Raw genomic sequence first — 12,625 nt, forward strand, 5'->3', positions numbered from 1 at the left:
ACCAAAAATTTAAAAACATCAATTCATAAAAAAAAATAGAAAATTGTGGTATTTTAAAGTAGAACCTTTTTATGAATGGAGAGATAAAAGTTGGCAGAAGTAAAAATAATGAATAGTAGTTCGGATATTTTGAAAACGTTTCAAACAGTAAGTCAATTACGTCCACATTTAAGAGAAGATGAATTTGTTAACACGATTAACAGATTAATCAACACAAATCATTATCAACTTGTAGCCGTGATCGAAAATGATGAAGTAACAGCTGTTGCTGGTTATCGTATAACAGAATCATTAGCATGGGGGAAATACTTTTATGTTGACGACTTAATTACAAGTGAAAATCATCGTAAAAAGGGCTATGCACAAATTTTGTGGAATTGGTTAATTAATGAAGCAAAACTAAATAATTGTGAACAATTTCATCTAGATTCTGGGGTACAACGTTACGATGCTCATAGGTTTTATCTTAAAAATAGTTTAAATATTACATGTCATCATTTTCAATTGAATTTTTAACTGACTCAACTGCTTCAAAATTAGTTAGCAGATCGATACTCAATACATTGAGGCTGTGAAAACAGTCTCTTTTTTGATAGTAAATTTAAAAAACTTTACAATTATGCTTACGGACCAAATCTTTTATTATTTATTAGAATTGATTTTAGAAAATAGATTAAAGGAATGATATACTATTTTCAAATAGATACAGGAGGCTTTTACTAAATGAAAGAAAAGAATTCAAAACGGCTAGCCAATATTTCACTAATCGTGGCAACTTGTGGTTTCGCTGCAACAATGCCGTTTCAATCTAAATTATTTCAAATCCTTTCTGGTGGATTTGAGGCAGCTTTAGTTGGTGGTCTTGCGGATTGGTTTGCTGTAACTGCAATGTTTCGTCATCCTCTTGGTATACCGATCCCACATACAGCTTTATTACCTAAAAATAGAAAGAAGATTACTGAGGGGATTTTAAATACACTTAATAATCAATGGCTAAGTAAGGAAAGTTTAATTGAAAAGGTAGAAGAACGTGACTGGGTTAATCAAGGTATTAATGCTTTTGAAAAGATGCTTGAAAATGATGAATCAAGAAATAAAATGGTTCATTCAATCAAACAGTTTGGTGCATCTATTCAGGATGATACAATCAAAAAATTTTTATTAAATACATTTAAACCAACAATTGATTCCATATCATCTCAGAATTTATTAAGTAAAGCTGTCGATACCGTTATTGAAAAAGAATGGGATGCAAAGACATATGAATTTTTAATTAATAAAATCGAAGAAACTGTTAGCCTACCACATATTAAGGAATTAATCGGTAAAGAAGTTATACAGTTTATCGAGCGAAAGTTTTTTATGATTAAAGCTTTTCTACCAATGATTGGAGAAGAGAAAATAACAGAATTTATACATAGCGGATTAATCGATTTACTAACGGAATTAAAACACCCTAATAGTGATCGTAGGAATTTCATTTTATCGTTTATTCGAATGGAAGCTGATAAAACTAAATCGAATGAAAACATTATTCGCCAATTAGATGAATGGAAAAATAAAGGCTATGAATATATTGTAGATCAAGCAATTAAAATGTTTAGAACAAAAATTAATGATGAAGAGTTTATTTTTAATGCGATCCAAAAAATTATTAGCTTCATTAAAAATTCTAATTGGATTGATACTGTTGAGCAAAGTTTTAAGAAACTATTAACAAATACAGTTGAAAAATATCACCATAAAATTAGTGGTTTAGTAAGATACAATATTGAAAAATTATCTACTGAAGAGATAACTGATTTATTGGAAAATAAAATTGGTAAGGATATTACTTGGATTCGTGTCAATGGAGCTGTTTGTGGATTTATTATTGGTTTAGTACTGACTAGTCTAAGATTGATTTTTACATAATATTTAAACATTACTTCCTACAAAAGCCTTAATTAACGTAAAAAGTTAATTAAGGTTTTTTTATATAATGAAAGTTTAAATTGGCATCAGGGAAGAAAAATCGACGCGTTTTCCAATTTTTGGAATTAATTATAAGTGCAACTACTTTTCTGTCTTCGTCTGAAGTCTCGTCAATAAATTAAAAAAATCCAATAAATAGAAACATAAGCATTTTATTGGAAAGAAAAATTTTTTTCATGTATTATAGGTTTGGGTAAAAAATATTTTCCGAATGGATAATTGGGATGAATTATTTGAACTAACATTAGCTCTAAATAAAAATTAAAGATCGTTTGAAATATATTTTTTATTATCAACTAGTTAAAAGTTCGAGTAAGAGGAGGTTTAGTTAATGGATTCTATGTCATTTGTATTATTCGGAGCCACAGGCGATTTAGCAAAACGAAAAATTTTTCCTGCTTTATATAATTTATTTATAGATCAAAAGATGCCAGAGTCTTTTTCAATCATTGGGATTGGTAGAAAAGATTTTTCAAATGATGAATTTCAGAATCAAGTAATGCAATCACTCATTACTTTTTCAAGACGTTCTTTAGAGGATCAAAAAATGGTCCAAGAATTTCTAGATTCAATTCGTTATCAACAGCTAGATATCACGAATAAAGAAGGATTCGTTGATTTATTAGATTTAGTCAAAGAAAGAGAACAGGAATTACAATTACCTGAAAACAGATTATTTTATTTATCTGTAGCACCAGAATTTTTTGAAGTTATTGCATCAAATATTAAGGAAAGTGGACTTGGTACGACAAAAGGTTGGAAACGTCTAATCATTGAAAAACCTTTTGGACGTGACTTGAAAACGGCTAGAGACTTAAATGAAAAATTAAGTAAGTCATTTAAAGAAGATGAGATTTTCCGAATTGATCATTACTTAGGTAAACCTATGGTTCAAAACTTAGAAGCTTTAGAGTTTGCTAATCCAGTTTTACAAGCATTATGGAACAATCAATATATCGCAAATGTTCAAATTACCGCAAGTGAAACAGTCGGAGTTGAAGAACGAGCGGGTTATTATGATAAATCTGGAGCAATTCGAGATATGTTCCAAAATCATATGTTACAAATGTTAATGATGTCTGCTATGCATTTAACTAACCAAAATACGGCTAGTGATGTTAGAGCTGAGAAGAAAAAGGTTCTTGAATCTCTTCGACCTCTATCAAAAGAAGAAGTAGTTTCTCATGTAGTACGTGGTCAATATGGTTCAGGTGAACAAAATGGTAAGAAAGTAGTTGCATATAGACAAGAACCAGGAATTGAATTTTCATCACAAAATGATACTTACGTAGCAGCTAGAGTATTAATCGAAAACGATTTTTGGAAGGGAATTCCATTCTATATCCGTACAGGTAAAAGAATGAAAGAAAAATCTACTCGAATCGTTTTTGAATTCAAAAGTCCGATTCAAAATCTTGCCAAAAAGAACAGCATTAATAATGGACCAAATTTATTGGTTATTGAAATTAATCCAAATGAAAGAGTTTCTTTCTATTTAAATAGCAAAAACGTAGAGGGCAATATTGAACCTGTACAAGCTGAGTATTTTGCGAATAAAGAAGATCGTCCAGAAGCGTATGAGTTATTAGTATACGATGCGTTACGCGGCGATTCGAAATTTTTTGCTCATTGGAATGAAGTAGAATTATCATGGCAATGGGTTCAACCAATTTTAGAAGCATTTGAAGAAAATTTAGTACCACTTCATACTTATAAATCCGGTTCATTTGGTCCAGAGGCTGCTGATGAATTATTAGCAGAAGATGGTTTCAAATGGTGGTTAGATACAGATTTTGTACAAGAAAATGAAAACAACAAAACAGATCTAAAAAGGAGTATTTAAATTATGAGTTCGATTTCTACATTATCAATTAATACAATACGCACACTTTCAATTGATGCGATTAACCAAGCTAATTCTGGTCATCCAGGTTTACCAATGGGTGCAGCGCCAATGGCATATGCACTTTGGGCAGATCATTTAAAGCATAATCCAAAAAGTTCAAAATGGTTTGACCGTGACCGTTTTGTATTATCAGCTGGTCATGGTTCAAGTATGTTATATAGTTTACTACATCTTGCAGGCTACGATGTTTCAATCGAAGACCTTAAAGATTTCCGTAAACTAAATAGTAAAACACCTGGACATCCTGAATTTGGACACACTGATGGTGTTGAAGCTACGACTGGTCCATTAGGACAAGGTATTGCTACTGCTGTTGGTATGGCAATGGCTGAAGCTCATTTAGCAGGTAAATTTAACAAAGATAACCTTTCTATTATTGATCACTATACTTATGCATTAGTTGGTGATGGTGATTTAATGGAAGGTGTTGCATACGAAGCTATGTCACTTGCTGGTCACATGAAACTTGGAAAACTAGTTGTATTATACGATTCAAACGATATTTCATTAGATGGTACATTAAATCTTTCTTATTCAGAAGATATGAAAAAGAGAGCTGAATCATTTAACTGGCAATATTTAAGAGTAGAAGATGGAAACGATCATGTAGAAATTTCGAAAGCAATCGAACAAGCTAAACAAAACTCAGACCAACCGACAATCATTGAAGTTAGAACAATTATTGGTTACGGAAGTCCAAAAGTGGCTGGTACAAATAAAGCCCATGGTAATCCATTAGGTCTTGAAGAAGCAAAAGAAACGAAAAAAGCATATGCTTGGAATTACGAAGAAGATTTCTTTGTACCAGAAGAAGTTAAATGTCATTTCAAAGAAATACAAGAAATAGGCAGCGAAAAAGAAGTTGAGTGGAATAAAGTTTTTAATGCTTACCGTGAAGCTTACCCAGAATTAGCAGTTCAGCTTGAAAAAGCAATTAAAGGTGAAGTTTTAATCGAAACAGAAGATTTATTAACTTTTGACGAGAATAAAACAATCTCTACACGTGTTGCAAGTGGAGAAGCAATTAATTACTACATTAAAACAGTTCCTGAAATTTTCGGTGGAAGCGCAGATTTATCTCATTCAACAATGACAGATATTAAAGATGAAAGTAAATTTGCTGTAGAATCATTTGCTGGACGCAATATTTATTTTGGTGTACGTGAGCATGCGATGGGTGCAGCTGCAAATGGTATGGCATTACACGGTGGAGTTAAGCCTTTTGTAAGTACGTTCTTCGTATTTAATGATTATTTACGTCCATCAATTCGTTTAGCAGCATTACAAAAATTACCAGTAACATATGTATTCACTCATGACTCAATTGCAGTTGGTGAAGACGGCCCTACACATGAGCCAGTTGAACATTTAGCAGCTTTACGTGCGATCCCTGGTTTAACAGTTATTCGTCCATCAGACGCAAATGAAACAGCTAATGCTTGGGCATATGCGTTACAAAATACAAATGGACCAATCGCTTTAGTATTAAGTCGTCAAAATTTACCTGTATTTGAAGAAACAGCATCTAGATTAGATAATCTTTCAAAAGGTGGATATGTTTTAACAGAAACGAATGATCAACCAGACTTAATTTTAATCGCTACAGGTTCAGAAGTGTCACTTGCAGTGAATAGTAAAATTGAGTTAGAAAAAGAAAACTTATCAATTCGTGTAGTAGCAATGCCAAGTTGGGAGCTATTCGATCTACAATCAGATGAATACAAAGAGTCTGTTTTACCATCACACGTATTAAACCGTGTTTCAATTGAAATGGGAATTTCACTTGGATGGGAACGCTATGTTGGTTTCAAAGGTAAAAAAATCTCAATCGAGACTTTTGGAGCATCTGGAACAGGTAATGAAGTAATGGAATTATTTGGTTTTAGTACAAAGAATGTAGTTAACGTAAGCAAAACTTTATTAAATTCTTGATCAAATAATATTTTATTTATTTTTTTATCATAAAAATTTTTACTTAGAGAAAAACATTAATATTACTGTAGATATTATGGGAGGATAACGTAATGAAAGTTGGTTTAATTGGATTAGGAAAAATGGGTCTAAACTTAGGTCAAAATTTAATGGATCATAATCACGAAGTAGTAGCATTTGATTTGAATACTGCAGCAGTAGAAGAAATGAAAGGCTTTGGTGCAGTTGGTACTTCAAGCTTAGAAGAATTAGTAAAAAATCTTGATACGCCAAGAGTTCTTTGGATTATGGTACCACATGGTGTTGTAGATTCTGTAATTAATGAAGTGAAACCATTCTTATCAGAAGGGGATATTATCATTGAAGCAGGAAACTCACATTATAAAGAGTCTATTAGACGTTATGATGAGTTAAAAGAACATGGTATCCGATTCATGGATGCTGGTACTTCAGGCGGTATGGAAGGCGCTCGTAATGGTGCTTGTTATATGGTTGGTGGAGACCAAGAAGCTTGGGATATCGTAGAACCAATCTTTAAAGATACTTCAGTAGAAAATGGTTTCCTATATGCTGGTAAAATTGGTAGTGGACATTTCCTGAAAATGGTTCATAATGGTATCGAATACGGTATGATGGCTGCAATCGGTGAAGGATTTGAAGTACTAGAAAAAAGTGACTTTGATTATGATTATGAAAAAGTTGCGAAAGTATGGAATAATGGTTCTGTAATTCGTTCTTGGTTAATGGAATTAACTGAAAATGCATTCTCAAAAGATGCTAAGCTTGATGAAATTAGAGGCGTAATGCATTCATCTGGTGAAGGGAAATGGACAATTGAAACTGCTCTAGACCTTCAAGCTGCTACTCCAGTTATTGCAATGTCATTATTAATGCGTTACCGTTCATTAGATAACGATACGTTCACAGGTAAAGTTGTTGCGGCTCTTCGTAATGAATTTGGTGGACATGCAGTTGAAAAGAAATAAATAAAGTATAAAATAGGAAATATCCCTAAAAATTGGAGGAATTTAAAAATGAAATTTTTTATTGACACAGCTAATGTAGAAGACATCCAAAAAGCTTATAAAATGGGTGTATTATCTGGAGTAACTACAAATCCATCTTTAGTAGCAAAAGAAGGAGTTAAATTCGAAGACCGTATCGAAGAAATTTTAAAATTAGTTCCTGAAGTAGAATCAGTTTCTGCTGAAGTTACGCCAAATGCTGTATCTGCTGAAGAAATGATCGCTGAAGCTGACGAGCTTATTAAAATAAACGGTGGAGATAAAAATATTACAATTAAATTACCAATGACACTTGCTGGTTTAGAAGCTTGCCGCTACTTAACGAAAAAAGGTGTTAAAACAAACGTAACATTAATCTTTACTGTTAACCAAGCATTATTAGCAGCTAGAGCAGGTGCTACTTATGTATCTCCATTCTTAGGTCGTTTAGACGATATTTCTGAAGATGGCGTATTATTAGTTGCTAAAATTGCTGAATTATTCAAAGTTCATAATATGGACGCTCAAATCATTGCTGCATCAGTTCGTCACCCAGACCATGTTACTCGTGTAGCATTAGCTGGAGCTCATATCGCAACAATTCCTTACAGTGTTATTGAGCAATTATCTAAACACCCATTAACAGATCAAGGTATTGAAAAATTTGCTGCTGACTGGGCAAAAACTTCATTATAATTTGTAAGACACTTTAAATTAAATAAGTACAAAGCCCCCATATTCATTGAAACACAATTTGTAGCTATGAATTGGGGGTATTTACATAAAATCAAGGAATAGAGGAGGAAATAGGAATGAATTCGAATCAGAAATTTGTTGGTTATGTAGGTACATATACAAAAAGCGAAAGTAAAGGTATTTATCAATTTACGCTTGATACAGAAAAAGAAAGAATAACGAATGTTAAACCGGTTGCTGAACTAGGAAATCCAACTTATTTAACAATTAGTGAAGACAATAAGAATCTATATGCTGTTGTAAAAGAAGGGAACTTAGGTGGTATTGCTGTTTATTCGATCGATGAAAATAGTGGTGAGCTAAAAAAATTAAATGAACAGCTTAATGAAGGCGCTTCACCTTGCCATATTAGCATTGACTCATCTAAGCAAAATATTGTTACAGCAAATTATCATAAAGGTACAATTGAATTATATAAAATCAATCAAGAAAATGGTTTTGCTAGTGATGTTAAATCGATTATGCAGCATGAAGGAACAGGTCCGAATAAAGAACGTCAGGAAAAACCTCATGCCCATTTTTCTGGTTATACATTAAATGAAAAATATGTTGCTGCAATAGATTTAGGAATCGATAAATTAATTACTTATAAAATTGAAAACAATTCTTTAATTGAAGTAAGCAGTCTATCTGTTAAACCTGGAAGTGGACCACGTCATATCACATTCCATCCGAATGGAAAGTTCGCTTATATTATGACGGAGCTTAGTTCGGAAGTAATTGCGCTACAATTAAATGAAGATGGAAGCTTTACAGATTTACAATATATTTCTACAATCCCTAGCGATTTTACTGAAAACAATCAAGGAAGTGCCATCCATATTTCAAAAGACGGTCAATTCGTATATGCAGGAAATCGTGGTCATAATAGTATCGCAGTATTTAGTGTAAATCAAGATACTGGTAAGCTTGAATTAGTGGAAATTACTTCAAGTGAGGGTAATTGGCCAAGAGATTTCGTTTTAGATCCATCTGAGAACTATTTAGTTGGTTCAAATGAAATGTCAGGGAATCTAGTTTTATATGCAAGAAATAAAACGACTGGAAAATTAACAGTGCTTCAATCAGACGTACAAGTACCTGAAGCAGTATGTGTAAAATTTTTAAACGTTTAATCTAAATTAGGAGACTTTTAAGATGGATTTTAAAATAACAGATGCAGCAAAAGAAATACTTGGCGCAGTAGATGAAAATAAAATACTTCAATTAGAATTTGACCGTGGAAGCTGTGATGTAGTAAATAACATTTATGAGATAAAAGTTATTAATAAAAGAGAATGTGGTCCTAATGAAAAAATGATAATTGGTGACCAGTTTGAATTTATGGTAAATAAAAATTTTGAAGATGTATACGAAGACCAACTAGTAATCGATTATGTTAATGGATCATTTGTTTTCAAAAATCGAAATCAAATTTTTAATAATCGAATCGGATTAACTTATATTAAATAGGATTATATTAACAGTGTTACTTAAATGATAACGAGAGAAGAATTTTTTTGAGATGCGATTCTTTGAGGGATTAGCGTCTCTTTTTTTTGATTTATGAAAAGAGAGGGGGATACTTATTACTTATATAATAAATTTTTACAAAATTAACAAATTACATTGTTCTCATTCCTTTCAATAAATTTAAATTAGTTTTATAGGTGAAAAATAATCTCTACTATTCATGTTTTAGTCGATTTGCTTGAATCTGTTTAGTCATCCAATGTTTATCTGTCTGCACATGGTTTTCTCGAACAAACTTTGCAACCGAGTATTTAAAATCATTGTATTGAAATCCATCAGTTAATCGTATAACGTATCCTTCTTGTTCCCCGCCTAAATTTGACTTTTTTGTATAACAAGCTTTTATAGCTTCTTCATTAAAGACACCCTTGTATAAAACCGGTGCCGTTTTTAGACCTAATAATTCAGACCATATAATCGTCTCTTCCCACGATAGACATTTATTTTGTTCGTCCCATATTGAAAAGATATAAAAATAACTATCTAGTTCCTCATAAAGGATCGAATGCATTGCATATACATTTTCTCCACAAACTCGCCAATGTTCGGGGATTTGGTAACCAATCGTTGCTTGTAGCATTTTAACCCAATGTCTGGATGGATGGTCTAGGCTATCAGTTGATCTTGCGTGTATCGCATCCCGATAAATCGAGCAATTTTCACCATCTATTTTTTCCGTTACAACAACTTCTTTTCCAATAAAATGTTCAATAGTATGAAGCGTTTTATCATCAGAAGTTTTAGATTCTGACCAAGGTAAATGAAATGTCTTTGGATACTTAATTTTCATATACTAACACCTCACTTCGCAAACGTATCTGCTTCACGAAAGAAATAAAGTTTTGCGAGTAATTCATCACCAAGTAAATGATAAATTTCAGTTGCTCCTTCGTTTCCACCGTAGTTAATTAACATGTGCATTTCGATGATCCCAACTACGGCTTGAATAAATTCATCTTCAAAACCAAGTTCAGTTAAAAAATGAAATGCAATTTGTGAAGAAACTTTTTCATGACCAAAGTATGAATAATAACCTTTTGTTACTTTATACGTCTTACAGAATACCTTCCCAACATCATGAAAAAGAGCTGCCATTTGCAGAATAAGTTTATCTTCTTCTTCGTACATTTCATTAATGTACTCAATAACTCCGTATGTGTGTTGGCATAATGTCAGCGAATGAAACGGATTTTCTTGATTAAAATCCTTCATAGCTTGAAAAAATGGTACACAAGTGAGCTTCTCGAATAACTCTTCATAAGAAACTTCATTCACTAGTAGGTAAGTTAATTCATGTTTCAACATTTCATAAGAATATGATTCATGTATTGTGTGGATGACATCCCATCCTTCATTTTTTAAAGGGAAATCAAGACTTTTCCTCATCTTAACAAGAATTCGATCTTCTACTACACGCTTTCTCTTGTTATTTCGGTCTACACAAACTTCATACGGCACATCCATGTAATAGCACTCTTTCTGAACGTTTACGAATTTATTTAATGCTTTCATTCGTCTTTCACGTTCAATATTTGTTGCATCAATGAGAACACTTTTCCCTTCAGCAAGTAAATGATTGGCTCTTTTGTATAATTCCATATACAAAAGATTCGTCCTCTTTTGCTTATTTACATTAAAGAACAGTGTTTGACGTAACTCATCAGTGGATAAAATAATGGCTTTTTCTTTCTTGGCGATTTGTTTAGCCATTTCACTTTTCCCACTACCAGGAATTCCAATCATATAAATCAATTTTTGCATTTTAACTTCCTCCTTTATCTTAAGGCAGATAAATAAAGGAATTACGATTTGATGGAGCGAAAGTTGGAAATCGAATTCAAAATACCAAATACTTCCGCAATTTCTATTATATATACGAATTTAAGCTACTGATAGCAAAATATTAATTTTTTCAACAATATAGCAAATTTAAACGATTTAATAAAAGGTTAAGCTACTCTTTTAAAGTGAATAAAATAGAGTTGGATAAATATTTGAATAGTCGGAAAATAACCCGATTGACGGTTTATTTGGTGTAATGGATAATTAATAACAATAGAATCAAATATAGTCAATGGAGGTCGAATGTGATCAATCAGAAAATAAAATACACACTATTGTTTCTCTTGTGTTTTGTCTTCATCTGTTACAAATTCCTTATGCCTACTTTACAGATGAATGGAAACAATCAAAAAAATATACTAGCAACAATCCATTCAGTAACCAATGGGGCAAAAACTATTGATATTATTAAAATTTTAGATATTGGAAATGATCGATTTGTTGCCTATTTGCAAAACAATACTCCGTCGTACATTCATTTTAAAAAAGATAATATTGGAAACTATAAATTTCTAAATGCTGAGTTTGGATCGAACTATGAAAGTGACATAAATAATGAAAATAAAATAAATTCAAACTTACAAGACTTTGCTTTGCCGATCAAATATAAAAATGACAAGCCTTTACCTTTGAAAATCTTAGTCATCACAAATCATTTTAATACTGTCTCTAAATTAAGCGTTCGCCTTGTGAATGCTACTGGGAGCACTGAAAAAGTTGAAATAAAGGTTGGTAAACCTACCGCTAAAATCATTACAATGTACAAAGCAACAAATGCATTTAGTTTAGAAAAAAGGTATTTTGATGAACATGGAAAACAGATTGATTAATTAATAGGTAAACATCGAGGCTTAATATATATTCCGAATAAGATTGCCATAAGGATGTAAAGGGTTTATTTTCGGATGTTGATTCACATATTGGTTTTGGCAGTGAGATGGAGCTAGGACATGCTGGTGAAGAAGAATATATGAAAAAGTGTGGGATTAAAAAAGGTGAGTGAGTCAAAACGTTAAAGCATAAAAAGTTTTTTTATATTTCAATCATACTGTTTATGATATCTGTGGCATTTAATTTTACTTTTCCCAATGATGAAACTTTAGGTGCGAAATTTTCAGTAAATAATATACCGATTACAAAAGAAACTGGACTAAATTATGTAGGAATTACATCGATACTATTATTGATCGCTAGCTTTTATTTTCTATCAAAATCATTTAAAAAATTTAGGGTACGGATTATTTTGATTGCTTTATTCATTTCAGTGATTACTCCATCTTTTCTTGCAAATGCATATCAAAAGACAATGGCTACTGATATTTATGCAGTTTCGTATGAGCGGAGTAAAAGTAGGTGTAATTTTGAAATGAAAAATGAAACAATATTACATGCAGAATGTGAACTTCCTTTTAAAAACTATCGTAATAGTGATGTGCTTTTTACGATTGATTTTTATAATAAATATCCGTTTGAGGACGAAGGGGCCATGTTATCACTCATGAAAAAAAATGCCCCATATAAAGTAAAATTAGGAAGAAATGAGAGTAAGGTTGTAAAAATTGAAACAGATATTGATGTATCAACCATTAAAAATCATGTTGATAGTGGGGAAACAACAGAAGTACATATGATGATCATCTCTAAAGGGAAAAGTAGAAAAATATGAGTCCTTTCTTATATTTGATTCTACCAATTCCAA

12 protein-coding genes are annotated in these 12,625 nt (G+C 31.9%); 10 read left to right on the plus strand and 2 right to left on the minus strand.

All coding sequences use genetic code 11. From position 1 onward, the window contains the following. Nucleotides 1-90 precede the first annotated feature (90 nt). From BM319_RS02285 to BM319_RS02320, 8 genes are all read left to right on the plus strand, one after another. The gene (locus tag BM319_RS02285) at nucleotides 91-516 is read left to right on the plus strand and encodes a GNAT family N-acetyltransferase (protein ID WP_286143660.1); all 426 of its coding nucleotides are present in this window, start codon (nucleotides 91-93) and stop codon (nucleotides 514-516) included. A gap of 207 nt (nucleotides 517-723) precedes the next feature. Continuing rightward, nucleotides 724-1,914, plus strand: coding sequence for a DUF445 domain-containing protein (locus BM319_RS02290; RefSeq protein ID WP_091021184.1), 1,191 nt, complete (start codon nucleotides 724-726; stop codon nucleotides 1,912-1,914). Between the two features lie 391 nt (nucleotides 1,915-2,305). Beyond that, nucleotides 2,306-3,817, plus strand: a complete 1,512-nt coding sequence (gene zwf, locus BM319_RS02295) for a glucose-6-phosphate dehydrogenase (protein WP_091021185.1) — start codon at nucleotides 2,306-2,308, stop codon at nucleotides 3,815-3,817. Then, nucleotides 3,818-5,812 carry a transketolase gene (gene tkt / locus BM319_RS02300; RefSeq protein ID WP_091021186.1) on the plus strand — a complete coding sequence of 665 codons (1,995 nt, stop codon included), beginning with the start codon at nucleotides 3,818-3,820 and terminating at the stop codon, nucleotides 5,810-5,812. It begins immediately after the preceding gene. Between the two features lie 92 nt (nucleotides 5,813-5,904). Continuing rightward, nucleotides 5,905-6,798 carry a phosphogluconate dehydrogenase (NAD(+)-dependent, decarboxylating) gene (gene gnd, locus BM319_RS02305; RefSeq protein WP_091021187.1) on the plus strand — a complete coding sequence of 298 codons (894 nt, stop codon included), beginning with the start codon at nucleotides 5,905-5,907 and terminating at the stop codon, nucleotides 6,796-6,798. Nucleotides 6,799-6,846: 48 nt separating this feature from the next. Beyond that, nucleotides 6,847-7,512, plus strand: coding sequence for a fructose-6-phosphate aldolase (gene fsa, locus BM319_RS02310; RefSeq protein ID WP_056465967.1), 666 nt, complete (start codon nucleotides 6,847-6,849; stop codon nucleotides 7,510-7,512). A 116-nt stretch (nucleotides 7,513-7,628) separates the two neighbouring features. Continuing rightward, nucleotides 7,629-8,687 (plus strand): lactonase family protein, encoded by a 1,059-nt coding sequence (locus BM319_RS02315; protein ID WP_091021188.1) that lies wholly within the window; start codon nucleotides 7,629-7,631, stop codon nucleotides 8,685-8,687. A gap of 22 nt (nucleotides 8,688-8,709) precedes the next feature. After that, nucleotides 8,710-9,024 (plus strand): iron-sulfur cluster biosynthesis family protein, encoded by a 315-nt coding sequence (locus BM319_RS02320; protein WP_091021189.1) that lies wholly within the window; start codon nucleotides 8,710-8,712, stop codon nucleotides 9,022-9,024. A 214-nt stretch (nucleotides 9,025-9,238) separates the two neighbouring features. On the opposite strand, the gene BM319_RS02325 is transcribed toward BM319_RS02320, so the two are convergent. Both BM319_RS02325 and BM319_RS02330 read right to left on the minus strand, forming a co-directional pair. After that, nucleotides 9,239-9,874 carry an RNA ligase family protein gene (locus BM319_RS02325; RefSeq protein WP_091021190.1) on the minus strand — a complete coding sequence of 212 codons (636 nt, stop codon included), beginning with the start codon at nucleotides 9,872-9,874 and terminating at the stop codon, nucleotides 9,239-9,241. A gap of 11 nt (nucleotides 9,875-9,885) precedes the next feature. Continuing rightward, on the minus strand, nucleotides 9,886-10,845 hold the full coding sequence (locus tag BM319_RS02330; RefSeq protein ID WP_091021191.1) for an AAA family ATPase: 960 nt from the start codon (nucleotides 10,843-10,845) through the stop codon (nucleotides 9,886-9,888). A 326-nt stretch (nucleotides 10,846-11,171) separates the two neighbouring features. Between BM319_RS02330 and BM319_RS02335 the strand changes: the two genes are divergently transcribed. Beyond that, a complete protein-coding gene (locus BM319_RS02335; protein WP_091021192.1) occupies nucleotides 11,172-11,756 on the plus strand; it encodes a hypothetical protein in 585 nt (194 codons plus the stop codon). 233 nt (nucleotides 11,757-11,989) lie between these two features. Then, the gene (locus BM319_RS02340) at nucleotides 11,990-12,592 is read left to right on the plus strand and encodes a hypothetical protein (RefSeq protein WP_091021193.1); all 603 of its coding nucleotides are present in this window, start codon (nucleotides 11,990-11,992) and stop codon (nucleotides 12,590-12,592) included. Nucleotides 12,593-12,625: the final 33 nt, after the last annotated feature.

Origin of the sequence: Bacillus sp. UNCCL81, from assembly GCF_900112535.1 — a bacterium.
Lineage (GTDB): Bacteria > Bacillota > Bacilli > Bacillales > Bacillaceae_G > Gottfriedia > Gottfriedia luciferensis_B.